This window comes from Peribacillus sp. ACCC06369, from assembly GCF_030348945.1.
Taxonomy (GTDB): Bacteria; Bacillota; Bacilli; order Bacillales; family DSM-1321; genus Peribacillus.
Genome location: NZ_JAUCEN010000002.1, coordinates 4,842,972 through 4,868,965, shown reverse-complemented (window position 1 = coordinate 4,868,965; position 25,994 = coordinate 4,842,972). Strand labels below are relative to the sequence as shown.

29 protein-coding genes and 1 riboswitch are annotated in these 25,994 nt (G+C 40.1%); of the genes, 16 read left to right on the top strand and 13 right to left on the bottom strand.

What is annotated here, in order from left to right:
- Nucleotides 1-30: 30 nt before the first annotated feature.
- Nucleotides 31-1,023, bottom strand: coding sequence for an NADPH:quinone oxidoreductase family protein (locus tag QUF78_RS24765; protein ID WP_289326770.1), 993 nt, complete (start codon nt 1,021-1,023; stop codon nt 31-33).
- A gap of 166 nt (nt 1,024-1,189) precedes the next feature.
- On the opposite strand from QUF78_RS24765, the gene QUF78_RS24760 reads away from it, so the two are divergent.
- Nucleotides 1,190-1,630, top strand: a complete 441-nt coding sequence (locus QUF78_RS24760; protein WP_053348803.1) for a peptidylprolyl isomerase — start codon at nt 1,190-1,192, stop codon at nt 1,628-1,630.
- 100 nt (nt 1,631-1,730) lie between these two features.
- Here the strand turns inward: QUF78_RS24760 and QUF78_RS24755 are convergent, their stop codons facing one another.
- On the bottom strand, nt 1,731-2,669 hold the full coding sequence (locus tag QUF78_RS24755; RefSeq protein ID WP_289326769.1) for an oxidoreductase: 939 nt from the start codon (nt 2,667-2,669) through the stop codon (nt 1,731-1,733).
- A 329-nt stretch (nt 2,670-2,998) separates the two neighbouring features.
- Here QUF78_RS24755 and QUF78_RS24750 point away from each other — a divergent pair, with 329 nt between their 5' ends.
- The 5 genes from QUF78_RS24750 (at nt 2,999) to QUF78_RS24730 (ending at nt 5,231) form a co-directional block, all read left to right on the top strand.
- A complete protein-coding gene (locus QUF78_RS24750; protein WP_289326768.1) occupies nt 2,999-3,490 on the top strand; it encodes a DUF2975 domain-containing protein in 492 nt (163 codons plus the stop codon).
- A 10-nt stretch (nt 3,491-3,500) separates the two neighbouring features.
- Nucleotides 3,501-3,722, top strand: coding sequence for a helix-turn-helix domain-containing protein (locus QUF78_RS24745; RefSeq protein ID WP_289314598.1), 222 nt, complete (start codon nt 3,501-3,503; stop codon nt 3,720-3,722).
- 207 nt (nt 3,723-3,929) lie between these two features.
- Entirely contained in the window at nt 3,930-4,316 is a 387-nt protein-coding gene (locus QUF78_RS24740; RefSeq protein ID WP_289326767.1) for a DUF1259 domain-containing protein, read from the top strand.
- Nucleotides 4,317-4,626: 310 nt separating this feature from the next.
- Nucleotides 4,627-4,842, top strand: coding sequence for a hypothetical protein (locus tag QUF78_RS24735; protein ID WP_289326766.1), 216 nt, complete (start codon nt 4,627-4,629; stop codon nt 4,840-4,842).
- Between the two features lie 239 nt (nt 4,843-5,081).
- Nucleotides 5,082-5,231 carry a hypothetical protein gene (locus tag QUF78_RS24730; protein ID WP_289326765.1) on the top strand — a complete coding sequence of 50 codons (150 nt, stop codon included), beginning with the start codon at nt 5,082-5,084 and terminating at the stop codon, nt 5,229-5,231.
- Nucleotides 5,232-5,264: 33 nt separating this feature from the next.
- Here the strand turns inward: QUF78_RS24730 and QUF78_RS24725 are convergent, their stop codons facing one another.
- The 3 genes from QUF78_RS24725 to QUF78_RS24715 all read right to left on the bottom strand — a co-directional run bounded on the left by QUF78_RS24725 (nt 5,265) and on the right by QUF78_RS24715 (nt 7,907).
- The gene (locus QUF78_RS24725; RefSeq protein ID WP_289326764.1) at nt 5,265-5,531 is read right to left on the bottom strand and encodes a hypothetical protein; all 267 of its coding nucleotides are present in this window, start codon (nt 5,529-5,531) and stop codon (nt 5,265-5,267) included.
- Between the two features lie 1,073 nt (nt 5,532-6,604).
- On the bottom strand, nt 6,605-6,763 hold the full coding sequence (locus QUF78_RS24720) for a hypothetical protein (RefSeq protein ID WP_289314602.1): 159 nt from the start codon (nt 6,761-6,763) through the stop codon (nt 6,605-6,607).
- A 373-nt stretch (nt 6,764-7,136) separates the two neighbouring features.
- Nucleotides 7,137-7,907 (bottom strand): TSUP family transporter, encoded by a 771-nt coding sequence (locus QUF78_RS24715; protein WP_289326763.1) that lies wholly within the window; start codon nt 7,905-7,907, stop codon nt 7,137-7,139.
- Between the two features lie 215 nt (nt 7,908-8,122).
- Here QUF78_RS24715 and QUF78_RS24710 point away from each other — a divergent pair, with 215 nt between their 5' ends.
- A complete protein-coding gene (locus QUF78_RS24710) occupies nt 8,123-8,905 on the top strand; it encodes a TrmB family transcriptional regulator (RefSeq protein WP_289326762.1) in 783 nt (260 codons plus the stop codon).
- A gap of 64 nt (nt 8,906-8,969) precedes the next feature.
- On the opposite strand, the gene QUF78_RS24705 is transcribed toward QUF78_RS24710, so the two are convergent.
- On the bottom strand, nt 8,970-9,323 hold the full coding sequence (locus tag QUF78_RS24705) for a hypothetical protein (RefSeq protein ID WP_289326761.1): 354 nt from the start codon (nt 9,321-9,323) through the stop codon (nt 8,970-8,972).
- Nucleotides 9,324-9,507: 184 nt separating this feature from the next.
- On the opposite strand from QUF78_RS24705, the gene nagZ reads away from it, so the two are divergent.
- Together nagZ and QUF78_RS24695 are read left to right on the top strand one after the other, a co-directional pair.
- Entirely contained in the window at nt 9,508-10,749 is a 1,242-nt protein-coding gene (gene nagZ, locus QUF78_RS24700; RefSeq protein WP_289326760.1) for a beta-N-acetylhexosaminidase, read from the top strand.
- A 91-nt stretch (nt 10,750-10,840) separates the two neighbouring features.
- On the top strand, nt 10,841-11,029 hold the full coding sequence (locus QUF78_RS24695) for a hypothetical protein (protein ID WP_289326759.1): 189 nt from the start codon (nt 10,841-10,843) through the stop codon (nt 11,027-11,029).
- A gap of 193 nt (nt 11,030-11,222) precedes the next feature.
- Here QUF78_RS24695 and QUF78_RS24690 read toward each other — a convergent pair whose 3' ends face one another.
- The 3 genes from QUF78_RS24690 to QUF78_RS24680 all read right to left on the bottom strand — a co-directional run bounded on the left by QUF78_RS24690 (nt 11,223) and on the right by QUF78_RS24680 (nt 14,374).
- Nucleotides 11,223-11,624: an SET domain-containing protein gene (locus tag QUF78_RS24690; RefSeq protein ID WP_289314608.1), complete on the bottom strand. Its 402-nt coding sequence runs from the start codon at nt 11,622-11,624 to the stop codon at nt 11,223-11,225.
- Nucleotides 11,625-12,405: 781 nt separating this feature from the next.
- Nucleotides 12,406-12,687 (bottom strand): hypothetical protein, encoded by a 282-nt coding sequence (locus QUF78_RS24685; protein WP_289326758.1) that lies wholly within the window; start codon nt 12,685-12,687, stop codon nt 12,406-12,408.
- A gap of 61 nt (nt 12,688-12,748) precedes the next feature.
- On the bottom strand, nt 12,749-14,374 hold the full coding sequence (locus QUF78_RS24680) for a M4 family metallopeptidase (RefSeq protein ID WP_289326757.1): 1,626 nt from the start codon (nt 14,372-14,374) through the stop codon (nt 12,749-12,751).
- A gap of 467 nt (nt 14,375-14,841) precedes the next feature.
- On the opposite strand from QUF78_RS24680, the gene QUF78_RS24675 reads away from it, so the two are divergent.
- The 3 genes from QUF78_RS24675 (at nt 14,842) to QUF78_RS24665 (ending at nt 18,477) form a co-directional block, all read left to right on the top strand.
- The gene (locus tag QUF78_RS24675) at nt 14,842-16,326 is read left to right on the top strand and encodes an amino acid permease (protein WP_289326756.1); all 1,485 of its coding nucleotides are present in this window, start codon (nt 14,842-14,844) and stop codon (nt 16,324-16,326) included.
- Between the two features lie 206 nt (nt 16,327-16,532).
- Complete coding sequence (locus QUF78_RS24670; RefSeq protein ID WP_289326755.1) at nt 16,533-17,657, top strand: CaiB/BaiF CoA transferase family protein; 1,125 nt, start codon at nt 16,533-16,535, stop codon at nt 17,655-17,657.
- 295 nt (nt 17,658-17,952) lie between these two features.
- The gene (locus tag QUF78_RS24665; protein WP_289326754.1) at nt 17,953-18,477 is read left to right on the top strand and encodes a hypothetical protein; all 525 of its coding nucleotides are present in this window, start codon (nt 17,953-17,955) and stop codon (nt 18,475-18,477) included.
- Between the two features lie 101 nt (nt 18,478-18,578).
- Here the strand turns inward: QUF78_RS24665 and QUF78_RS24660 are convergent, their stop codons facing one another.
- From QUF78_RS24660 to QUF78_RS24650, 3 genes are all read right to left on the bottom strand, one after another.
- Entirely contained in the window at nt 18,579-19,754 is a 1,176-nt protein-coding gene (locus tag QUF78_RS24660) for an MFS transporter (protein ID WP_289326753.1), read from the bottom strand.
- A gap of 155 nt (nt 19,755-19,909) precedes the next feature.
- Nucleotides 19,910-20,212 carry an ArsR/SmtB family transcription factor gene (locus QUF78_RS24655; protein ID WP_057278291.1) on the bottom strand — a complete coding sequence of 101 codons (303 nt, stop codon included), beginning with the start codon at nt 20,210-20,212 and terminating at the stop codon, nt 19,910-19,912.
- A 51-nt stretch (nt 20,213-20,263) separates the two neighbouring features.
- On the bottom strand, nt 20,264-21,367 hold the full coding sequence (locus QUF78_RS24650; protein WP_289326752.1) for a 5-methyltetrahydropteroyltriglutamate--homocysteine S-methyltransferase: 1,104 nt from the start codon (nt 21,365-21,367) through the stop codon (nt 20,264-20,266).
- Nucleotides 21,368-21,450: 83 nt separating this feature from the next.
- A riboswitch (SAM riboswitch) is annotated at nt 21,451-21,552 on the bottom strand.
- Between the two features lie 184 nt (nt 21,553-21,736).
- On the opposite strand from QUF78_RS24650, the gene QUF78_RS24645 reads away from it, so the two are divergent.
- From QUF78_RS24645 to glpK, 4 genes are all read left to right on the top strand, one after another.
- On the top strand, nt 21,737-22,174 hold the full coding sequence (locus tag QUF78_RS24645) for a hypothetical protein (RefSeq protein WP_289326751.1): 438 nt from the start codon (nt 21,737-21,739) through the stop codon (nt 22,172-22,174).
- Between the two features lie 160 nt (nt 22,175-22,334).
- A complete protein-coding gene (locus QUF78_RS24640; RefSeq protein WP_289326750.1) occupies nt 22,335-22,877 on the top strand; it encodes a glycerol-3-phosphate responsive antiterminator in 543 nt (180 codons plus the stop codon).
- Nucleotides 22,878-23,112: 235 nt separating this feature from the next.
- Nucleotides 23,113-23,937, top strand: coding sequence for an MIP/aquaporin family protein (locus QUF78_RS24635; protein WP_289314617.1), 825 nt, complete (start codon nt 23,113-23,115; stop codon nt 23,935-23,937).
- 21 nt (nt 23,938-23,958) lie between these two features.
- A complete protein-coding gene (gene glpK / locus QUF78_RS24630; protein ID WP_289326749.1) occupies nt 23,959-25,449 on the top strand; it encodes a glycerol kinase GlpK in 1,491 nt (496 codons plus the stop codon).
- A gap of 328 nt (nt 25,450-25,777) precedes the next feature.
- Here glpK and QUF78_RS24625 read toward each other — a convergent pair whose 3' ends face one another.
- Complete coding sequence (locus tag QUF78_RS24625) at nt 25,778-25,993, bottom strand: hypothetical protein (RefSeq protein WP_289326748.1); 216 nt, start codon at nt 25,991-25,993, stop codon at nt 25,778-25,780.
- Between the last annotated feature and the right edge of the window lies 1 nt (nt 25,994).

Below are 25,994 nucleotides of genomic sequence, written 5' to 3'. Positions count from 1 at the left end.
CGAGAAGCCATGCTCTCGTCACTTTTTGGATTATAGCTTAACGATCGTTCTGCCTCTTGCTTCCCCTTTTAATAGGGTAGGAAGGATGTCAGGCAATTCATCAATTGTAATTTCCTGTTGAACGAGCTGTTCTAAATGCGTAAGTTTAAAGTCGGTGGCAAGGCGATGCCAAACTTTCAATCTTGTATCCATCGGGCAATTGACCGAATCGATACCAAGTAAATTAACGCCTCTGAGGATAAATGGAAAGACGGTGGCAGGAAGGCTTGTACCAGCCGTTAATCCACTGACCGCTACAGATCCGCCATACTTGATTTGGCTAAGGACCGAGGCTAACGGTTCACCGCCGACGGGATCTACCGCCCCGCTCCACTTCTGTTTGCCCAGTGCCCGCAGCTTGCCATCATATACATCTTCACGGGATATAATAGTCGTCGCACCGATTTCCTTCAGGTATCCATGTTCCGATTCTTTTCCTGTACTCGCTTCAACGGAATAGCCTAGATTGGAAAGGATCGAGACAGCGAAACTGCCAACCCCGCCAGTTGCCCCAGTGACGAGAACGCTCCCTTGCCCAGGAGTAAGGTCATTTTCTTCCAGGCGCTGAACCGATAAAGCTGCAGTGAAACCAGCCGTTCCGATGATCATCGCCTCTTTCATTGTAAGGCCATCAGGAAGCGGAACGATCCAATCTGCAGGAACACGGGCAAATTGACTGTAGCCGCCGGATTGTGAAACGCCAATCCCATAGGAGGTCGCAATGACTTCGTCCCCTTTTTTAAAGCGGGAATCCTCAGATGAAACGACAACACCAGCCATATCAATTCCCGGAACGATCGGATAGCTGCTGACAATGTTTCCATTTGGAATGCTGGCAAGGCTATCTTTATAGTTCACACCGGAATAATGAACACGGATGAGCACATCCTCTTGCGGCAGATCATCAACTGATAGTTTCTGAATGTTAACGGTGAATTGATCATCTTGCTTGTTCACGACTAATGCATCAAATTGCTGTATCATGGTTCGTTCCCCCTTTTATAATGAATCTATCCAATTATATAAGAAAAAACGTTGTGATGTATAATGATACAAATCGAAATAAGTAGTGCTTGCTTTTCTTTCTGCTTCTAAAAATGTTACTATTAGATTTGATTCAGTTCAGTTCATATTAAAGGAGATGTTTTACATGGCTAAAAAAGGATACATACTTATGGAAAATGGAGAAAAGATCGAATTCGACCTTTTCCCGAACGAAGCACCGAACACAGTTGCCAACTTCGAAAACTTAGCAAACACAGGATTTTATAACGGCGTAGTCTTTCACCGTGTCATCCCTGGTTTCGTAAGCCAAGGCGGAGATCCAACAGGTACAGGTGCAGGCGGAAGCGGCACACAAATCAAATGTGAAACAGTAGGAAACCCTCACAAACATGAGGCAGGCAGCCTATCAATGGCACATGCCGGAAAAGATACAGGCTCAAGCCAATTCTTTATCGTGCACGCACCACAACCGCATCTTAACGGCGTTCACACGGTATTCGGTAAAGTGACATCTGGACTTGAAACAGCAAAAGCTATGAAAAATGGCGACAAAATGGAAAAAGTCGAAGTTTTTGACGCTGAATGATAGAAGTGAAAAGAGGGGGCATTATGCCCCCTCTTTTTTTTTCATGTTCATGGGCAGCAGACTTAACCTCTAAGCCCGCTTTAATGGGGGAGCATTTTAGTTAGGTTGGCGTAATGCTTTCAGTGAAACGATAGTTGACCTCTGTCATGGATTCCGAAATATCCCATAATCTTTTCGAAGTTTCTTCATTATATAAGGTATCGATGATATCGTCTTTTCTAGGAAAGCCTTTTCTGCTTTTCTTGCCATCGGGACCGATATACTCCCCGCCTGTTAATGTAGGTTCCGTTGCGGCATAAAGAGTGGGCAATGCGCCCAGATTTGCGGGCTGGGTGATGGTTTTGGAAAGAAAGTGGACAAATTTATTCATGGGCTTGCCAGATCCGCGTGACATGAGATTGGTATGGGCAAGGCCCGGATGACAGGCAATGCTAATCGGGTTTGCATCATGCTGGTTGAATTTGTTCTGTAATTCGCGGGCAAAGAGAAGATTGGCCAGCTTGCTTTGCGCATAGTATTTCATTGGTTTATAACCGTTTTCACCATTTAGATTTTCGAAATCCATGAATCCATTGTTGGCGGCCAAACTACTCAACGTGACCACCCGCGATTTTGGAGTAGAAAGAATACGCGGAAGCAGGAGGCCTGTCAAAGCAAAATGACCGAGATGATTGCTGCCGAATTGTAGCTCGAAACCATCCTTCGTCTTGCTGTAAGGCGGAATCATCACACCTGCGTTATTGATAAGGACGGAGAGTGAGTCATAGTTTTCCTTATATGAATCAGTAAAATGCCGAATGCTGCTTAAATCACTTAAATCCAGCTGCATAACGCGTACATTTGCCTTAGGGTGGACCGAGATGATTCTATCGACCGCCTTTTCACCCTTTGAAGCATTCCGGACGGCAAGAATGATTTCTGCCCCCTTACCGGCCAGTGTAAAAGTCGTTTCGAAGCCGATTCCACTATTAGCACCAGTGATTACAATGGTTTGCCCCGATAGATCTGCCATTTCTTCGCCAGTCCACTTTTCAATCATCCAATCACACCTTTCCACACATTCTATACCTATCATATACCCAAATAATTCCTATATGTCACATTCCATGGCGGGAATTAAGTGTTGTACTTTTTTTTTTGCAATTTTAAAGGATATTGTTGATTTTATTGGTGAACTAACAGGGAAGTTTAGTTGCACAAGTTATAAATTGAATGGTTTAAAGTTATAGAGCATTTCGCTGTAATGAGGAATGCTTTTTATCATGTCTATAAACAATAACAATGTAATTATAATCAATAATATTTTATTGTAAAACAATAAAACATGTGTTAAATTCAACTTGACAATAAATAAATGAGGTGCTTTTTATGAAACCAAGTTCAACACTCTTTTTAAAGGTAGCTGTTATTTTTATCGGCATTCCTGTTCTTGCTTTGTGTCTATTTTTGTTGCCTCAGATAGCGAATGAAGCAAATGAAGTAGCAGAAAGAGGTTCAGATTTGGCTTATGTGGTATATGGAATTTTAATGGTTATGTATGTTTCGGCAATCCCATTTTACTTCGCTTTGTATCAATCTTTTAACCTTTTAAGCTATATTGACAAGAATCAAGCTTTCTCGGAATTATCTGTAAGAGCCCTAAAGAAAATCAAAAACTGTGCCATCACAATCAGTGCATTGTACGTGGTAGCTCTGCCACTCGTCTATATCATGGCGGAGATAGATGACGCACCGGGTCTCGTACTAATCGGAATGGGTTTGATTTTTGCTCCCATGGTGATTGCGGTCTTTGCGGCTGTTCTTCAAAGACTTTTAAAAGAAGCCATCGATATAAAATCAGAGAACGACTTAATAGTCTGAGGTGAATAACATGGCAATAATAATCAATATTGATGTGATGCTGGCTAAAAGGAAAATGAGCGTAACAGAACTTTCGGAGAGGGTTGGAATAACAATGGCTAACCTTTCTATATTGAAAAATGGAAAGGCAAAAGCGATTCGACTATCCACGTTAGAAGCGATTTGTAAGGCTTTAGACTGTCAGCCGGGAGATCTTTTAGAATACAAAAGTGACGAGTACACTCAAGAATAATAGGCAACAAATTTCTTCAACTAATGGGTGGTTTAGTTCAAAAAGGGAGGTTGCTGCGGCAGCCTTTTTTGTATGGAACTAACGTGGCAGGTTAGTTTGAATAAGATATAAATAATTTTCATAATTTTTATTTCAAAAGAGCTGCATAGCCGTTTCGAATCTATTCATTAATTCATATCCTATTAATACTAGGGAGGAGATGAATAGATGGCATCTAATGATGAATTAATTTGTCAAGAGTTTGCAAGAATTATCGGCGGCCAAGAAGGGTTTGCGGGTGGAAAATGTGTGACAACCATAAATCGAAATGAAATAAAAGCAAAAATTTTAGGAAAACGTTTTAGAGTAACCTCTTCTTTCTCATTTGAATCAAGAGATAATAAGACTGGACGAGCATTGTGCCTAGGTAGGGTAGCACTCTTGCAAAAAGAAGTCGAGAATTTTGTTGCTTCCATTCTTAAACAAGGAATAATAGCTTCATCCATACACAATGAGTGGCTTTTTGATAATCCGAATTTGGTTTACGTTAATATCGAAGCTGTTGATGACCCATTAGTTTTTGCAAGGAAAGTAAGAAAAGCGTTAAGGAACTAATGGATTTCTCACTAGTGGTAAACCGGAGCTGTCATAAAAGGCAGAAAAACAGTTATAAACTGAATTATAACGAACATAATAAACGGTATAAACCCAGTTTGGTTGACGGGTGAGTTAGCTGAAAATTAGAGCTTCCTCCTTAAGATGAGTTTTGGTTTGTGTGTACTCTCATCATACTGAGGGGCTCTGTTTTTTTCAAAGCCGATATTTAATGCTCTACAGGAATGCTAACGGGGCAGGTTAGTTGAATAAGGTAATATTTGGATTAAGATGGATATAAGTGGAAAAGTTAATAACAAGGGGTGATTTTTTGGAGAAAAATATTGGGGATGTAGATTTTTTTAAACAAGTAGTAAAAAGACTTTGCAAAAAAAACAATATTTCCCCTCAGAAACCTAAATTTGAAATCATCGAGAACGTAATGGTTATTAGCATTAAGAACCATTTAAAAGATGGAGTAGACTTAGATTGTTTTAATATTTTAAACCTTATTTACCGAAAAATTGGACCTTTAGAAGAGAGCTGAACAAACAAGAAATAGAATTATTGAGGCTTATGCAGAGTGTCAAGGCATTTTATATTGATTATAGCAATGAAATGAATACCATTTGGCGATGAATTATTTTACTAAGTTTTTAATGTTTTTACTGATATATGCAAAGTTAGAGTACACTAATAAAGTAATAAGGTTTACTTCAGTAAAATAAGGTATATTATATTTGTTGAATAGATTTTCTTTAAAGACATGAAAAGTAGGTGAACAAAGTGGGAAAATATCAATTGGATTACAAAAGTCAGGTAGCTGTGACAAAGTTTCATGAAAAACAGACGCCTGCCAAATTTGATAAAAAGCAGCATCTTGAAAAAATACGTGCGGAGTATTTGAAAAAGAAGCAAAAACAAACAGATAAATAATATGAATGAAAACATAGGAAGACTAAAATCTCCCTATGTTTTTCTTATTCGAAGTTCCTTTTTCAATTGATGATAGAGTTTATTATTCCCATAAATTTCAGATTCGGTGACAAAAAACTCGACATCAGATATCCATTCCTCACTAAAAATTTCAGTAGCAGAATCAATAGACCAGCCGTTATTTTGGATACACCAGTAATCACCAGCAGAAATTTTTAAAACATTTGGATACTCACTTGGCTTAGGTAGCTGAATAAAAAGATAAGTCTCGATCTTTTCAGCAAGATACTTTCTCAACACCCCACACTCAAAGAAAGTCAGGGAATACCAATGCGCTGAATTTACTTCTAATAACTTAAAGGTAAACCAATGAGTAAACCTATAAAAAACCTACTATATCAACGTTTATAGGTTAAAATGTTTACAGGTTTACGCAATTATGGAATTATTTATATAAATAATAGATAGATGATGAGTTAGAGCTAGCCTTAGACAAAATTAGCTTATCAATCATCATTAGAAAGTTTGACAATCGCTTAGAATGGTTTTCTGAACACACAAAGCTGATTAATAAGCATAGATGGAATGTAGCAAGCTACCAGCGTTTAGCTTAATAGCTTTATTGCTAGTAGTTTTCTTACCACAGCTAAACATTTCTGATATGTCCAATAAAAAATAAAGCAACGCATTCCAATATAGAAACGGCTGCTTTAATTCATACTTTCGATTTTACGCTTGACGAGTTTTTTATAAAAATGGTTACGGTTTTGGTTACGTTTCTAAATGGTTGTAAATCAATTCTAGTCAATTGCGATAGTTAATAAACATTGTATTCATCGTAAGAACTTATATAGAATAATTTAAAATAATTGGAAAATATACCTCAATTAAATAAACTGCAATCTATTAAATTGTTGATATATCAATGTTTCTAACGTATTTTTTGATGAATTTATAAACTTAGTTACGTTTTTGATTACGTTTTTCCCAATTTTCTGTATATGGTGCAAACAAACACAAGAAAATAGGTAAGTTATTCATCGTTCAAATATATACAGGCTATTTTTTCAAACCTCTTCCTTATGCAACTAACGCATGCGTTAGCTGAAGATCGGAGCGTCTTTAAGGCAGCTTTTTCTTTATGCAACTAAAGGGGCAGGTTAGTTCATAAAAATAAGGGTTACCCAATTAATGTAGCTTACCTTTTGCTATATTTATTTGTTTATTTCTTTAGCTAGATATTCACATGGCTTGAGGTGGTCTTTCAACCAACCGTGCTTATATCATTAAGTTTTCAGCATCTCCATCAAATCGGAATGAGGGATGTAAAGTGTTTAATTTTGAAGCAGAAAAAAACCACTCAGAGTGGTTTTTTAATCGCGCATTGCTCCTGCCTCTCGGGAAGTCATTGCACCTTGTCCTTCGCTTACATCTTTTTGAATTTCTTGTTTTACTTTTTGTGCATCAGTTCCGGAAAATTCCGGTTTCATAATAGAACCCAAATTCTCTTTAGCTTGTTGATCCTTTTGCATATAAGTCCTCCTCAATTTATTGTTTAACAATCTTATTATTTACAAAAGAACACTCTTTATATCCCGAGGATTTGAGCGAATTTCCCTTAAAGTAAAGGGGGCTTTCGTAAACAATCGGGTTGCTGTGGCAGCCCCTTTTCGACTAACGGGGCAGATTGGTTAAAGAAGTATTTCACTAAATTCAAGCCCTATTAATCACCTAATAACACTATAAATAGAGCGGAAAGAATATTAGACTTTGCCAAAAATTTTATTTTGAAATTCAGAAGACCACAATAAGTGGTCTTTTTCATTTGTTCAAATATCAATATTAATGTTTAACAAAGCATTTTTCAGATGTATGCAGTTCTTGCTGTGGCCGGAAATTTCTATTTTAGCCACCCATTAAGTAATCGAATATATTTTTCATGATCAGAATGACGGTAACTATGATAAATAATACTCTTACATATGCCACTCCCTTCTTAATGGCAAATTTTGAACCTGCCAATGCTCCTGCTATCATGGAGATCCCCATCGGTATTCCATAGGAAAAGTTGACGGTATCAAGAAAGATGAACATGATCAGTGCTGCCAGATTACTTCCGAAGTTTAAAAATTTTGCGTTTCCTGCAGAGTGCAAAAAATCAAAGCCAATCATTAAAAAGGCAAACAAAATGAAAGATCCCGTTCCAGCCCCTAAAAATCCATCATAAAAACCAATGGAAAATATAGCGAACGTAAATAGTGCTGCCTTATACCATGTAAGCCTTTGGTAAGTCGATTCTTGTCCCCAGTCCTTTTTTAAAAAGGTATAAATGGCTATAGCTAGTAAAAGAACTAAGATCAGTGGTTTTAATAGTTCGGGTGAGACGAAATTGACAACCCAAGCACCTAGCAAGGATCCCATGAAAATAAGTGGGAAAAGTTTGGATACCAATCGAAAATCAACCTTACCTGAGCGAATGAAGGCAATGGTACTTGTTAAAGATCCCATGGAACTTGCCAACTTATTCGTTGCGATCGCTGCTGAAGGGGAAAGTCCTGAAAATAATAAAGCAGGTATGGAAATCAGGCCACCGCCGCCAACTACTGAATCAATGAATGCTGCCAGAAAGCCGAAAAATATCAGCAGCAAGAGTGTTGAAATTTGTATATCTTCCATTCAAGATACCTCCGTAAACATTGGCATTATGGCGGAATCCTTGCTTTTTCTGTAGCCATAGCCCAAAGTATTTCTGTTAGTCACTATTTAAATAGTAACTAACAAAAATCGTTCTGTAAATAAGAATATGATGCATACCTTTTGAAATCGAATAAATTTCGATAAGAGATTTGGTATGATAGGCATATAACTTACTTAAAGCACTAGGAGGTACTATGCAAGATATCATTCAAAAACTACAGTCTCTCGGATTTAGTCAATATGAAGCAAAGGCTTATGTTTCTTTAGTTCGCCAAGGTCCAACCAGTGCCTATCAAGTAAGCAAGGAATCAGGAATTCCCAGGGCACGTATCTATGAAATATTAAATGGACTTCAAGAAGAAGGAGTCGTATTAAAAGAGGAAATCAATGACTCGATACAATATTCACCATTACCAGTCGATGTGTTTTTGGAATCCGTCCAATCGAAATGGAAAAATACCTATCAATCCATCAGTCATACACTAAAACAATTCGAGAAAATCGAGCCGATGTCCGACAATCGTGTAATGACGCTAAAAGGTGAGGGGCATATCCTATCCTTCTGTCGTACTTTGATTCAAAAAGCCGAGAAAAGGGTGGTGGTTTCCTTATGGGACAAGATGTATGGGAAACTTGAACAAGAGCTTAAAGGGGCAGCCGCGCTTTGTACTTTCAAGGGGATTGCATTTCAGGTTGAAAACCCATTATCAGGTATAGATATACATCGCCAAACCAGTTATGTGGATAATATCGGAGAGAACAAATGGTTCATCCTATCCATTGATGGCAAGGAGACGATTTACGGGCCTTCTTCGGAAGCGAGAGAAACGGCGTTTTACACAGATGACCCCATTCATATCAATTTTCTCGAAAATTACATTTGGCATGATATCCTCGTTAACCGCTTAGTTAAAAAGGATGAGGAAGATGCCGAGAAATGGATTTCGAGGGAAAGAGACCAGTTTTTCTCCCTATAAATTTGAAAAAAAGCTGATACCCCCTTATGTAGGGAATATCAGCTTTTTATTTTTTGTACCAGAGTCATTCGGACAAAAGGGTTTTAGGAAATCTAATCGCCGTGGGTAAGCTTGATTTATCTCGATAAGACCTGTAAGACACAATCGTATGGTTATGGGCTTGAACATCCAACTGGAGAATTTGAGAGCTCTTCATTTCCAAATAGTACGTAACATCTTCTTTTTGTAAGTGGTAAAAAGAAATGGGTATCCCTAAAAGGTTCTTGCTGATTAGTTTTGTTTCAGGCTGATTGATGATGTGCGCACTCAATTCCGCTATCGTAACGGAAGTTGTTCCTGTAATTGCTGTTATTTTTTGTTTTGCATAATCGACTGCATGATTTAAGGTAACGGCAATATTTTTCAAGATTCCGTTCATGGGGGGCATCTCCTTTTAATTAGGCTATGTTTGTAGTATGGTACCTGGCTAATGCTTTATGCAAAAAAATCCTCAATGATGATATAGAATGGTCCATTTATGAACATGATTAAGATAGTGTGCCGCAAAATCAATAAAAGGGCAATTAAGGAAGGAAAGAGAAAATGTCAATGAAGGTTAAAGCATGAAGAAAAGAAAAATATATATGGGCCTGCTTTTCATCGCAATGCTCGCTTTTTCAGTGGTGTTCATTCAGTTGAATATGGATGCGAATTCTAAAGTCGAAAAAGGGAAAGACGTCGATGCCATTACGGATAGCCATGAGAAAATAGAAAAAATGCTCGGAGAAATGACGCTTGAAGAAAAAGTTGGGCAGCTTATGATGGTCGGTTTCAGGGGAACTGAAAAGAGCAGTGAAATTACGGAGCTTATTGAACAAAAACATATCGGGGGCGTCATTTATTTTGACCGCAATATGAAATCACCTGAACAAGTGGCTAAGTTATCCAATTCGCTTCAGCAAACGGCAGATCAAAGTACACTTTCGCTTCCGCTGATGGTGGCCGTCGATCAGGAAGGCGGGAACATAATCCGGATGAGGGAACGGGTATCGCCACTCCCTTCGCAACAGGACCTTGGGAAAAATGCATCTGTGGAAGACATGTACAAGGTGGCAAAATTGAATGGAGCAGAACTGGGTTCCATGGGGATTAACATAAATTTCGCCCCGGTACTTGATCTATCGAAAACGGATGAGCGCTCATTGGGAAAAGATCCGGAAAAGGTCTATCAATACGGAAAGAAAGCCATTCAAGGCTTGAATGATGTATCCATAACGGGTGCATTGAAGCACTTTCCCGGAAACGGACGCAGCGAAATCGATCCGCATGTCGAAACATCGTCCGTGGAAGCAAACCAACTTGATCTGGAAAATTCGGATATTTATCCTTTCAAGCAAATCATAAGTGAAATGGATAACCAAAAGTTTTTCGTGATGGTGACCCACATTAAATATCCAGCCTATGATAAAGAAAAACCGGCAAGCCTTTCAAAAGTCATTATAGAGGACCTGCTTCGGGGGAAACTTAAATATGAAGGGCTTGTGGTCACGGACGATTTGGAAATGGGAGCTGTGAACAAGTATTTCTCCTATGAGGATATGGGGAAGCAAGCAATCCTTGCAGGAGCTGACTTATTACTCGTCTGTCATGAATATTCCCATGAGCTTGAGGTATATAACGGATTACTAAAAGCAGCAAAGACAGGGGAAGTTCCGATGGAAAAGATTAACGAGTCAGTGAAAAGAGTTTTGACATATAAACTCTTCAATATGAAGCAAACGAAGGCTGACCCGGATCAAGCTGAAAAAGTGGTGAAGAGTCCTGAAAGCATGAATTATATTGAAAGTCTGAATTTGGATAAATAAAAGGGACACCGCACTCTCAATAGGATGCTTTTGTTTAATTCTGTAGATAGAGGGAATACTATATATGACTAACTTGAAGGAGGAAACTCACATGCCATCAAACAAAATGCTTGGAACCGTCCTGATAGGAGCTGCCGCATTTCTAATGCGCAATAAGAAAACTCGTGAAAAAACCATGACTCAAATAAAAACACTGGCCACACCAGAAACAATTGACAAGGTTAAGAGCCAATTCCAATCAATGACTAAATCAAAATCAAGTAACCCATCCGTACGTTAAGGTAAAATGACCACCCCATTAAGTTGTTCTTAATGGGGCGTTTTTTATTGCTTAATATCCAACAATTAAAACGATTAAAATCCAGCTGTGAATTCATCAAGCCGGTAAAAGGAAAATGAAAAAGCACCCGTTGCTTTCGAAGACCTTTGACAGGTCTTTCAAAAGCACAAGTGCTTTCATGAATGTTCAATGATCATTCAGCTACATCTTCACCGTCATCTTCTTTATTGAACCAAAGCGGATCCTCATTATCGACTTCACCATTATAATTAATCAGGATTTCTTCTCCTGCTTTTATGTCGGTGTAAGCAAAGAAATCAAACGTATGATTCTTAAAGTTTATGTCATACGTAGCGTTTGGGGTATAAGAATGATTAAACAGCATGCCATAACCTAAAAGCATGGCAGTATGGTTAATTCCATATTCAAACGCATAATCAGCAAGCAATGTTTTCTCTATGAAGACATGCTCCTCGTTTGGGTAAGCAATGACAGGTGCTTCATGTAAAAGCTCACCTTTTTTAATGTCCTGTGTTGCGAATACGCCTCTATTGAACTCACCATCACTGAGTGTGGAAGTTTTAACTTCAATCATGTTCGTCACCTACTTGTTCTATTCAATATAGTCCAGATCATCTAAGCTTGACAGTTAATAAGGAGAAAAGCAACTATTTTACGGAATTAATCATTTTCTCATTTAAATGACACTAATGTATTTATTGAGGCTTAACCTTTATTTCATAGGTTATACGTAGGACTTAATAATTCACGAGAAGGACAAATCAAAATTCCGGACGGTCGAAATATACGAAGTCTGGTTATCTTTTTTTCCTTTTTATTATGATGTATCGGAAAATCCATAGTTATTCTAAAATCCAAACTCACGAGTAAGTGCACGAAACTCACGAGTAAGTGCGCCAACTCACGAGTAAGTGCGCCAACTCACGAGTAAGTGCTTCAAACTCACGAGTAAATGCGCGAAACTCACGAGTAAATGCACGAAACTCACGAGTAAATGATTCAAACTCACGAGTAAGTGCGCCAACTCACGAGTAAATGATTCAAACTCACGAGTAAATGCACGAAACTCACGAGTAAATGCGCTAACTCACGAGTAAATGCACCAACTCACGAGTAAATGCACCAACTCACGAGTAAATGCACGAAACTCACGAGTAAATGATTCAAACTCACGAGTAAATGCACGAAACTCACGAGTAAATGCACCAACTCACGAGTAAGTGCGCCAATTCACGAGTAAATGCACGAAACTCACGAGTAAGTGGGCCAACTCACGAGTAAGTGCACGAAACTCACGAGTAAATGAGCGAAACTCACGAGTAAATGCACGAAACTCACGAGTAAATGCGCGAAACTCACGAGTAAGTGCGCCAACTCACGAGTAAATGATTCAAACTCACGAGTAAATGCGCGAAACTCACGAGTAAATGCGCGAAACTCACGAGTAAATGATTCAAACTCACGAGTAAATGCACGAAACTCACGAGTAAGTGCGCCAACTCACGAGTAAATGCACGAAACTCACGAGTAAATGCACGAAACTCACGAGTAAGTGCACGAAACTCACGAGTAAGTGCACGAAACTCACGAGTAAATGCACGAAACTCCGTATAGCATGGATATTCATTACAGTACATACGAAAAAACACCTCCGCTAAAAGTGAAGCTAGGGAGGTGTCGTTCATATAGGTAAATCCCTTAATTCACTCCGACAGCTGTAAAGGCATTTTTGACAGCTGTGACTTCGGCACTGGTTGAACCGTATAAATCAGCTGCAGCTTGTACGACTGCCGCTTTGGCTTGTGAAAAAGTTGATGAGGAAGTTAAATAAGTCGTGTTTGCCCGGTAAAAGATTGTCCCAAGTTTATCGATACCGATCCCGGAGACGGTCACGCCATGGTGAGTGCCGCCTGCAGAGATCAAATAGGCTGCCTTATTTATGATTCCGCTGTTCGTGTGGACTCCGCCATTATCACCCGTACCCGTATAACGGTTCGAATAATGGTCAGGGTCACCATTCAATGTTGGGTTAGCCATTGAACGGAGTGCATCACCAGAAGTTTTAGGTGTGTAAATATCTTCTCCAATCAAATAATCCGCTTTGGCACTTTGATTCTTAAATTCGACCACTGTGCCAAAAATATCAGAAATCGCTTCATTCAAAGCACCAGATTCATATTGATAGGTAAGATTCGATTCAGTGGAAGTCACAGCATGCGTCAGTTCATGTGCAACGACATCCAGACCGCCTGACAATGGGATGAACGTCGTGCCATCTCCATCACCGTAAACCATTTGGGTGCCATCCCAGAAAGCATTATTGTATCTCGAGCCATAATGAACGGTTGATTTCAGGATGGTTCCATTTCCATCATAAGAGTCCCGTCCAAATGTGGATTTGTAATAATCATAAGTTTTACCCGCATAAAAATGAGCATCTACAGCAGCTTTATCTGTAGAAGTGGTAAAAGCATTTGTTGTGTTGGAAAAGAGTGTACCAGGTAATTTTGAACGGTTATTGGCATTGTAAGTGAAAATGCCTTTGCCGCGTGTATTGTCTTGTAAATAGTAATTACCGTTGGATAAGGTAGTGTTCAACGACACGGTGTTGTTTAATACGCCTGTGCCCGTTCCTACGGAATTGGTTCCCGTCACTTCATCCAGGGTATTATATTTATTCAGTATTTTCCCCGTTTTGACTGAGATGAAATAATTATGATTTCCTGGTTCCGGACTTAAGAAATTCAAATTGACTTTATATACATAATCCGCCTTGCCTTCATTTGCGTATACATATAGCTCAGATTCAGGGGATTGTTCATAGGCAGGAGTGAACCCCAGATCTGCTTCCGCTATTTTAATAGCTTCTGATTTACTGATGCCTTTTTTAGCCTTTTTCCCTAATTTCGTGTTTAGATTGGCTTCGACCGTACCGGATACGACCGTTAAAACCCCTTTAGCGTCAATCAATACTGATTGTGTAGAATTCCATACAGGTACCCCTTTATAGGTTTGTTGCAATCTAAGGACGGTATTGCCAAGTTCATCCTTGCTTTCTTTCTGGATAATGAAGGAGTCTTTCGCCTTTTGCTTTTCTAGCTTGTAAGACTTTTTGTTTTCGTCAAAAAAGGTAAGAATGATATCTTCTGCCGTTTGCTTCGATGGGTCCGTAAGTTTCCCAGACTTGAATTCTAGCGAATCCTTATGCTTATTATACTTTTCAACACTTAACACATTTTTTGCCGCTAAAGCTTCTTGATGGGGAATAGCAGAAAATAATAGACCGATGGATAGTGCAGTTCCTAAAAATACCTTACCTTTCATAACACTCAACTCCTTCATGAGAATACCTCATTTTTACATTTTATTCATATATTATCAAATGGAGAAAACACGCAAAAAATATGACAATTAAAGGAATAAAATGGAGAAAAATGGTTTTTAATAGAAATATTCTTTCGGGATATTCTTCTAGTAATATTTGGAATGTATTTAAATTGAATCAAATGAATAAAAAGTGCAAAAAAACTTGGCATAAAGTGCAAAAAAACGTGGCGTAAAGTGCAAAATGTTTTGTCTATTAATGCGTTTTTTCTGTTAATTTGTTGAATATTGCGGTTTTGTAAATCTGGCATGAAAATTGCATATAAATTCAGGTAGGGAATTCAGGAAGGGTTCAGAAAGGAATATTCGAATTGTAAATTAGGTCTATTTGAAAGTCTATGAAATAGGAAAATTTATTAAATGGATTTCCCCATACATGTAAGCGCTATAGAAAGGGATGAAAATTTATGATACCAAAACAAGAAAATGACGTCTTTCAGCATCCTCCACAGCAAGAAGGACAAGAATTAAAGCGCGGTTTAAAATCCCGACATTTAACGATGATTTCCATTGGAGGGGCAATCGGCACAGGGCTGTTTCTTAGCAGCGGGGCAGCCATTCATACAGCTGGGCCAGGCGGCGCATTACTTGCTTATGCCTTAGTTGGGGCAATGGTTTACTTCGTTATGACAAGCTTAGGGGAACTTGCAGCCTTTATGCCGACAAGCGGATCATTCAGTACCTATGGATCGAAATTCGTCGATCCGGCATTTGGGTTTGCCTTGGGATGGACGTATTGGTTCAATTGGTCGATGACCATAGCGGCAGAGTTGGCAGCCTCAACAATGATCATGAAATTTTGGTTTCCGAATAGTCCATCATTGTTGTGGAGTTCATCATTCTTGGTGCTCATTTTCCTATTAAACTATTTATCGGTTAAAGGGTATGGTGAAGGCGAATACTGGTTTTCCTTCATAAAAGTTACAGCCATCGTTATTTTTATAATCGTTGGGATATTAATGATTATCGGCATTATGGGCGGCGAAGCAGTAGGATTTAAAAACTTCACCGTCGATGACGCGCCATTCCCGGGTGGGTTCATGGGTGTCTTCATCGTGTTCATAGCGGCTGGCTTTTCTTTTCAAGGTACTGAAATCGTCGGCGTGGCTGCCGGTGAAAGTGAAGATCCTGCACGGAATATACCAAAGGCCATAAAAAGTGTCTTCTGGAGAATCCTGCTTTTTTATGTATTGGCAATCTTTGTGATAGGACTTCTTATCCCTTATACAAGCTCAAGTTTACAAGGGGATAACGTCATGGTAAGCCCGTTCACGCTCATATTTGAAAAGGCTGGAGTGGCCTTTGCAGCTTCACTTATGAATGCGGTCATTTTAACAGCGGTGTTATCAGCAGGTAACTCTAGTCTGTATGCATCTACGCGTATGCTATATTCCATGGCAAAAGATGGCCAAGCACCGCGTATTTTTGCAAGACTTAATAAACGAGGGGTACCGGTTGCAGGAATGATTTTGACATGTTCCATCGGTATGCTAGCCTTTTTAGCTTCCGTATTCGGTGATGGTAAAGTGTATATTTGGTTAATGAATGCCATTGGAATTACAGGATTCATCTTTTGGCTGGGCATTTCCATCAGCCATTATCGTTTCCGAAAAGCATTCATCGCTCAAGGCCATTCATTGGAGAAGCTGCCATATAAGGCATTATGGTTCCCGATAGGTCCGATCTTTGCCATTGCAATTGGCTTGATCGTCATCCTGTCCCAAAATATCCAAGCCTTTTTCTCCGACCAGATTGACTGGGGCAGTGTTATAGCCGCGTACCTAGGAATCCCGCTTTTCCTTGGTTTATGGTTGGGCTATAAACTGGTAAGAAAGACAAAATTCGTTAAAATTGATGAAGTCGAGTTTGACTTCGACAAAAAATACGAATGAACAAGCTTAAAGTAAAAGCCGGACAATTTGTCCGGCTTTTACTTGTTTTCTATAGGCTCATTATCAAAAGCTAGGAAGCTGATTCCTAGCTTTATATTTTTGTTAAATGGAAATTTATACAAATCTAGTGGCAGGTGTTATATGGTAATCGTAAACTCTGCTAAATTGCATGTACAGAACGACGGGGAAAGCTTTTAATATTTCCAATGGAAAGGGAAGGTGCACGGCTGATGACCTTATTGACTCATTTAAATGTATTGGACTTTTCAACGTTACTGCCAGGCCCATTTGCCACTTTGATGCTAGCGGATTTAGGAGCGGACGTTTTGAAAGTAGAGAGGCCGGGAGCAAAGGATTCATGGGGTGTGAACCAATATCTTAACAGATCGAAGAAGTCGATCACACTTGATTTAAAACAATCTGAGTCCATCGAATCCGTAAAAAATCTAGTGAAGGAATACGATATCGTCATTGAACAATTCCGTCCAGGTGTCATGGAACGCCTAGGACTGGGGTATGAGGCATTAAAATCGATCAATCCGAAGCTGATTTACTGTTCCATCACTGGCTTCGGCCAGACCGGTCCCTATAAAGACCGACCGGGACATGATATCAATTATATTTCGATTGCAGGCTTATCAGGCTATTCCGGTACGAAAAAGGACGGCCCGGCAAAAAACGGAACCCAAATAGCAGATCTTGCCGGAGGCTCACTGCATGCTGTTATCGGTATATTATCTGCAGTCATTCATAGGGAAAGAACAGGAGAAGGCCAAGCCATCGACATCAGCATGACCGACTGCAGTTTTGCCTTGAATGCCATATCCGCACCTCTGAATTTACAAGGGGGCCTCGAGCTTGAACCAGAAAAACTGATGTTAAACGGAGGTTCCTTTTATGACTTTTATGAAACGAAAGATGGACGCTATTTTTCGGTAGGAAGCCTTGAGCCTCCTTTTCGAAAAGCATTATGTGAAGCGATCGGTGCACCCGAATTGTATGAACTGAGCATGAAAAGCAATGAAGAAAGCGGAATCAGGTTTAAAACGGCCATCCGACTTGCTTTCCTCGAAAGAGATTTTCATGAATGGCAGGAAATATTCGCTGATTTCGAGGCCTGTGCAGAACCAGTGCTGACCTTCACTGAAGCGGCCGAACACCCCCATTTGAAGGAGAGGGGAATGATTGTCGAGGTACCTGACGGAAAAGGAAATGCCCAGAAGCAAATCGCATGCCCGATTAAAACATCGGTTTTCACCCCTGAATATAAACATGCAGGCTTGAGGGCAGGACAAAACAACGCAGAAATTCTTCGCACCCCCAATCGCTAAATAATGATGTAAAGGCTATCACTTTTCCGGATTTTTTTGAAAAGAGATAGCCTGTTTTTTTTGAAGGGCGAAATAAGTTGGAGTTAGGTCGAATTAAGAAGGAAACAGCCGAATTAAGCTGGAAATAGCCGAATTAAGCAGTGGAAGAACCAATTGTTCTCTTAACACTGACGGAAAGAAACATACTACTACTGTGAAAATTTACTAGTTATAACTATTTTGGACAGGGTATCAGAGTAACATCCCAGTAATAGGGTTTTTGAGAAAATTGCTCTGGTAAGGAGGGTTGATTAACATGTTTGGTCTCTCTGATATCATTAAATTTCTATTTTCCTTTTTTTTGATCTTGCCGATCGTTACGCTGATACATTTGAGCGGGCATATTTTCTTTGTTACGATCTTTGGGGGATCAGAAAAGAAAATCTTGATCGGTTGTGGTAATAAACTTTTCGCCTTTCGGAACATAGAGGTGAGGAAATATTATTTTTGGAATGGGACTTGCGAGTTCAAAGGATTGAAACATGATAATCGATTGACGAATATGCTGATTTATTTAGGGGGGGCTATCTTTAATTTAGTCAGCATGCTGATCATATATAGCTTAGTGTATCAGAATATCCTGGATAGCTCGGTAATCTGGTATCAATTTATCTATTTTTCTTTCTATATTATGTTTTTCTCCTTGTTTCCGATGTATTTCTCTGACGGGTCGCCCAGTGATGGGAAGGCTGCGCAATTGGCATTGAGGAACAAACTGGAAGATAGGGTGACGGATGATATATTTGTGAAGAAAATGGATGATGAAGATAGCTGCAAGTAAAAAGGGGGCGTGCTGGTGGGCGTTCTTTTTTTGTTGCTTTCAGCTTTAGGATTTATCATAAGGCTAAAATCTAGCCTTATGATGAATGTTTATATAACGGTCTAGGATTTTATGGACTGTGCTATTTTACTGCTTGACGATGAACTTGAAAGGACCAGAACAATGACCATGGCAATGGCAACCCCCGTTGCACCGATCCAGGTTATGGAAGCAAGGGATACATGTTCTACAGCAACACCGCCAATCCCAGCACCGGCAGCCATGGCCAATTGCATCATCGACTGATTGAGACCGAGCATGACTCCTGATGATTCAGGCTCAAGGGTGGCTAAATGATATTGCTGTGTCGGCCCTGATGACCATGCCGCGAACGACCATAATGTAAGGATTGTCAAAACGCCAATCAATGAATTTGTAACGATGGACAACATGATGATCATCACAATATGCAGCGCCATACCGCCGATTAGTGTAAATGATACACCCCATCGATCCGTACTATATCCGCCAAACTTTGATCCAATCAGGCTGGCGATTCCGAATATAAGCAAAGCTGTGCTAAGTAGTGCGTCACTTACCCCTGATACAGTTAGCAGGTAGGGAGATAGGTAGGTATAAGCAATCGAGTATCCGCCTAGCCAGAAGAAGGTTATCGATAATCCAAGGGCAACTTTCCTTTTTTTTAGAAGCGCCAGCTGTTGGAGAAGAGGTACCGGTTTATCCCCTTTGGTAGGCGGAATGGTAAAGAATAAAACGATCATGGCAATCAGGCCGAATAGGGCGATTCCGCCAAAGACAGATTTCCATCCGAATGCATCCGTCATGATTCTTCCAAGAGGTACCCCAATGATAAGGGAAGCTGTAAACCCCATGACCACTGTCGCGATAGAACTAGCTTGTTTGTCTGGCGGAGCAAGCTTAGCAGCAATATTCAAAGCGGTGACAACAACCAATCCTGCACCTAGAGCCATGATTATGCGTGCAAATAGAAACGGTCCAAAGCCTGGTAATAGGAAGGCAAGGAGATTGGCGACTACGAATAGTCCAAGTGAGTACAACATTAATTTTCGTCTATCTAAACTTGCTGTCAAAGCCATAAGAATGGGGGTACCGATTGCGTAGACAAGGGAGAAAATTGTAATGAGCTGTCCTGCGGCTGCAAGGGTCACTCCAAGAGAATCCGCAATCTTATCTAAAATCCCGGATATGATGAATTCGGATGTTCCAACTAAAAAACTGATAATCGCCAACATGTAAATTTTCCATGTATTAAGCAAATAGATTCACTCCTCATTAATGATTTATGGTTATATGCAAAGACATATCGGAATATGTTAATATGTATGAATAAAAAAATAAACATATCGTGAAATGTCGAATTGTTAAAAGGAAAATAAAACCTAACCCACTAAGGCAGGGATCAGGTTCATTTTCATACTTCTTCTTTCAAGAAATCAGTAATTTTTGAGATTGCATCTTCATCTCGTTTGTAATACGTAAACTTTCCTATCCGCTCCGTCTTGATCAATCCTGCTCTAAGAAGCATCGAGAGGTATTGAGAGGCCGTGGATTGGGTCATGTTTAATTTTTCTGTAATCTGACTTACACAAACGCCGGTTTCCTTCATATCTATTCCCTCATGAGGGGTGAAGTGGAGTTCAGGCGCCTTGAGCCATTGTAAGATTTGCAACCTGGATTCATTGGATAATGCTTTAAATATCTCGATTGTTTTCATACATTTCATTATATCGAGAATTATCGATATGTCAAATGATTAATAAAAAAATCATTCCCATACTTCTTTTGCTACATCAACGACGAACTTCAACTTTTCCCACTGCTGTTCTTCCGTTACCTTGTTGCCGTGATGGGTGGAAGCAAAGCCGCATTGCGGGCTTAAGCATAATTGTTCGAAAGGAACGAAGCGCGAGGCTTCTTTAATACGTGCCTTAACAGCTTCCTTGTCTTCGATTTCTCCATTTTTTGAAGTGACGACCCCTAGAACGACACGCGCCCCGCTATTTGGAATGTATTCCAATGGTTTGAAATCCCCTGAGCGATCATCGTCATATTCCAAGAAGAATCCATCCACTTTTTCTTTTGCCAATAATGTTGGGGCAATACGGGCATAGCTTCCTTCAAATGCCCATGTCGACTGGTAGTTTCCACGACAAAGGTGGGTGGTGACTACCAGGTCTTCTGGTTTGCCTTCCAATGCGCCATTAATTACACGCAGTGCTAAATCAATTAATTGTTCCCTCGTATATTTTCCCTCTTTGAACTGGAAATCCGGAGCTGAAAGCCTGGCAATATATACATCATCCAATTGAAGATAACGCACTCCTGCATCATAAAAGGCTTTCAAAGCATGCTGATACGCTTTGACGATATCATTTGCATAGTCTTCGATATCAGGGTAGACGTCTTCATTTTGAACACCTACAGCAAATAATTGATTGGGACTTGGAATGGTTTGTTTGGCCACGGCACGTCCGTCCACAATTTTGTTCAATTCAATAAAATCACGAATGAAGGGATGTTCAGGATTGAATGAAACCTTTCCGGTATTGCGAACGTTATATCTCTCTGTATCCACACCATCGAAAGTGAGTCCTTTTTCAGTAACATATCCCTCGATTCCATTTAAATGTTCGAGGAAGTCAAAGTGCCACCAGGTCCGTCTGAACTCACCATCCGTCACAGCCTCTAATCCAACTTCAATCTGTTTATCGACAATCCGATTGATTTCTTCGGTTTCAACTTCACGAAGTCGTTCCGCTGAAATTGTACCATCCTTAAATTGCTTTCTGGCAATATGTAAACGTTCCGGTCTTAATAAACTCCCGACGTGGTCCGCCCTAAAAGGCGCTTTCGTTAATGTGATTGACATGTTGCATTCCTTCTTTCCTTTTATAAAATAAAAAACCTCTTCTTAAAAATAAGAAGAGGTGTTGGCAGCATAGCTATTTACTCTTCTTATCTTCAAGTTTTTACACTTCTGGAATTAGCACAGTACATGATTAGTCTGTTGCTGAGGCATCAAAGGGCCAGTCCCTCCACCTCTCTGGATAAGAGTTGTCTATTAAATTAATTATGACTATACAGGTAGTTTTTACAAAGGTCAAGGGTTGAAGGTTGAAGATTTAGAATATATCGATTATTAACTCGGGAAATGTTAACTGCATCCGTGAACCCAGCATATGTTATAACCGACGTTCCTTATGAACTGTGATATTGAAAGTTGGAGGGGAATACCAGGATGAATGCATTCGATCCATCCAATATATTTGGAAATGGCATACCGATAACGGTAACTGCAGCTATGATAGAGAGAATCATAAAGATGAAATCATCTGATCAGGATATTAAAGTCGAGATTACGCCAAAGCATATAGTGCTTTCCGGAACGACGGAAGTGAAAAAAATGATGTTTAAGAAAAACGTAGCTTTCAGGATTACATTAAAACCGGTTCACGTGGAAAAAAGAACGATCTCATTTGAATTAGTGGAAATGGAACCGATTGACAGGAGTTTCATCAACCAAAGGATATTTAACAGACCGCCATTTTTTGAATTTGAAAATAGAATGATCAAAATGAATGTTGGTGCTTGGAACATCGTTAGAAAAATCCCGGTCGGCACAATTAAATCATTTGAACTTGTCGATGGTGCATTGAAAATGAAACTTTCTTTATGATGGATCGTTTTTAGCCGCAATATATAAAGGGGATGCCAGGTATGTTAGTGTAAGGATGGATAGGGTGGCAATTCATTAAAATGTGTTTGAAAAACCAAGCTCTTTAAAATATACTGAATTACTAAAAGTTTTAGTTTTTCCAGAGATAAGGGGGAAAATAATGAACCAGAAGATTTTGCCTGCTTCGGCAAGCATGAAGGATTTCGAAAGATTCTTAGAAAGTTCCTATGAAATAGGCGTGTTTCTTGATTTGCATATATCACAATTGAAAAATGTAAGTATGATGGCAAAGCAGCATAATAAGAAAATGATTTATCATGTCGATTTGATCCATGGCATAAGAAGTGATGAATATGCGACAGAATTCATTTGTCAGGAGTATAATCCATATGGGTTGATTTCGACTAAATCAAACGTTATTTTGAAAGCGAAGCAAAAGGGGGTCATTGCCATCCAGCGAATCTTTTTAATAGATTCGCATGCGCTGGAGAAAAGTTATAAGCTGGTGCAGAAAACCAAGCCGGATTATATCGAAGTTTTACCGGGCGCTATGCCGTGGATGATAAAAGAAGTGAAGGAACGACTACAAACACCCATTTTTGCAGGCGGTCTCATACGTACTTCTGATGAAGTCCTGAACGCCCTTGATGCTGGAGCGTCGGCAATCACCACTTCCAAAACTGAATTATGGGATATCGTCTAATAGGGTAGAACGAGGAATTTGAAAAAAATTACAGAAAAATAGATTAATTTTTCACAAAATAATTGACAGCGTTTTCACAACCTAGTATATTTTACATTACAAGTTAATATATGTGACGGAGACTAGGAGATTCACAACAGATCTATTCATAATTTTTTTATGAGGATAGTTCTGCTGTGAATCTCCTTTTATTTGTTTGCAAGGTTTTTAAATTATCAGGGGAGGGGTTTTATTCATGACTCCATTTTGGGGAGAAGTAGTAGGCACAATGATTTTAGTTTTATTCGGAGCAGGTATTGGAGCGGGTTCATCCTTAAAGGGATCTTATGCTAAAGATGCCGGTTGGATCGTTATCACGATTGCGTGGGGACTGGCTGTCACCATGGGTGTTTTTGCAGTGGGATCCATAAGCGGGGCGCATTTAAATCCGGCGGTCACAGTAGGATTTGCCATTATTGGAGAGTTTCCATGGAGTGATGTACCTGGTTACATCGTTGCCCAAATGATTGGCGCAATCCTGGGGGCAACTCTAGTATTCCTGCACTATTTACCACACTGGAAAGCTACTGATGATCCAGGAACGAAGCTTGGTGTGTTTGCGACTTCACCTGCTATCCCACATACATTTTCAAATCTATTAAGTGAAATGATTGGAACTTTCATCCTTATTCTTGGTTTATTATTCATAGGTGCCAATGATTTTACAGAGGGTCTGAACCCATTCGCTGTCGGTTTATTAATTGTCGTGATTGGGATGTCACTCGGGGGAACGACAGGATATGCCATAAACCCGGCCCGTGATCTCGGGCCCCGCATCGCTCACTTTTTGCTGCCGATCCCGGGTAAAGGCAATTCGAATTGGGGCTATTCATGGATTCCGGTAGTTGGACCGATTGTTGGGGGTTCACTTGGTGCCGTTTGTTATAAAGCATTCTTTTTAGGGGATATAACAGTAGGATTTTGGTCTGTTTTGGGTGCAAGCTTGGTACTATTGGTATTAGCCTATGCATTTGGGAAAAAACAGTCACATGAATTGGAAAGCAGGAATATCGCTAGTTAATAAAAAGGAGGGGCATACACTATGGAAAAATATATTTTATCATTAGATCAAGGAACAACAAGTTCGCGGGCGATTTTATTTAACAAAAAGGGGGAAATCGTCCATTCCTCCCAAAAGGAATTCACGCAGCATTTCCCTAAACCAGGCTGGGTCGAGCATAACGCCAATGAGATTTGGGGATCGATCCTGGCAGTGATTGCCGGTGTACTATCGGAATCCGGTGTAAAGCCAGAGCAAATTGCTGGTATCGGGATTACTAATCAGCGTGAAACGGCAGTCGTTTGGGATAAGGAGACAGGTACTCCTGTTTATAATGCGATTGTATGGCAGTCAAGACAAACAAGTGAAATCTGTGATGATTTGAAGGAAAAGGGACTTAATGATTTATTCCGGGATAAAACGGGATTGTTGATAGATGCATATTTTTCCGGAACGAAAGTGAAATGGATCCTCGATAATGTGGAAGGGGCACGACAAAGGGCGGAGGAAGGCAAGCTGTTATTCGGTACCATCGATACTTGGCTAATCTGGAAGCTTTCAGGAGGCAAGGCTCACGTAACGGACTATTCCAACGCATCTCGGACATTGATGTACAATATTCATGAACTGAAATGGGATGAAGAACTGCTGGAGATATTGACTGTACCGAAGTCGATGCTGCCGGAAGTAAGACCATCATCCGAGGAGTATGCACGTACGGTCGAGTATCATTTCTTCGGCCAATCTATTCCGATTGCCGGAGCAGCCGGTGATCAGCAGGCTGCATTATTTGGCCAAGCCTGCTTTAATGAAGGAATGGCCAAAAATACGTATGGCACAGGCTGTTTCATGCTCATGAATACAGGGGAAAAGGCTGTCAGTTCCGACCACGGACTATTGACGACCCTTGCTTGGGGATTGAATGGGAAGGTCGAATATGCACTGGAAGGCAGTATATTCGTAGCTGGCTCCGCAATCCAATGGCTGCGAGATGGTCTGCGGATGCTTCATGATGCCAAGGATAGCGAAGCCTATGCAAAACGGGTGGAAAGTACGGATGGAGTATATGTAGTGCCGGCTTTTGTAGGCCTTGGAACTCCATATTGGGACAGTGAAGTGCGGGGAGCCGTTTTTGGTTTGACGCGCGGTACCTCCAAAGAACATTTCATTCGTGCCACACTTGAATCACTTGCGTATCAAACGAAGGATGTCCTTGATGCAATGGAGGCGGATTCAGGAATCGAGCTGCAGACATTGAGAGTGGATGGCGGTGCAGTCAAGAATGACTTCTTAATGCAATTCCAAAGTGATTTATTACGGGTGCCTGTCGAAAGGCCGATCATAAACGAAACTACGGCATTGGGGGCTGCGTATTTAGCGGGACTTGCTGTCGGGTATTGGAAGGATCAAGAAGAAATTTCTCGGCAATGGGCGGTGGACAAAACCTTCAAACAATCCATGGCAGAGCAAGATAGTGATAAATTATATGAGGGCTGGAAAAAAGCTGTACACGCTGCAATGGCGTTTAAATAAAAAAACAAGGTGAATTCTTTCTCAAATGAGCTGGAGTGTGCTATACTGAAATCAAGTTAATAACTCGGCCGGAGAACAGGAGAGACCATGAATGCGTTATCGTGAATTCGATAATGTGCATTTATGGTCTCTCTTTTTTTGTTTTTAAAGGCAGATTAGGGATATTAATATCTATATGAATGAGAAACTATGAGAACAAATGAATCATTTGAATATAAGCGAACTCACGAGTAAACAGCGCGAATTCACGAGTAAACGTGCAGAATTCACGAGTAAACAACACGAACTCACGAGTAAACTTGCAGAACCACGAGAAAACAGTGCGAACTCACGAGTAACAGCACGAATACACGAGTAAACTTACAGAACCACGAGAAAACAGTGCGAACTCACGATACACGAGTAAACTTACAGAACCACGAGAAAACAGTGCGAACTCACGATACACGAGTAAACAACACGAATTCACGAGTAAACAGCGCGAACTCACGAGTAAACAACACGAACTCACGAGTAAACTTGCAGAACCACGAGAAAACAGCACG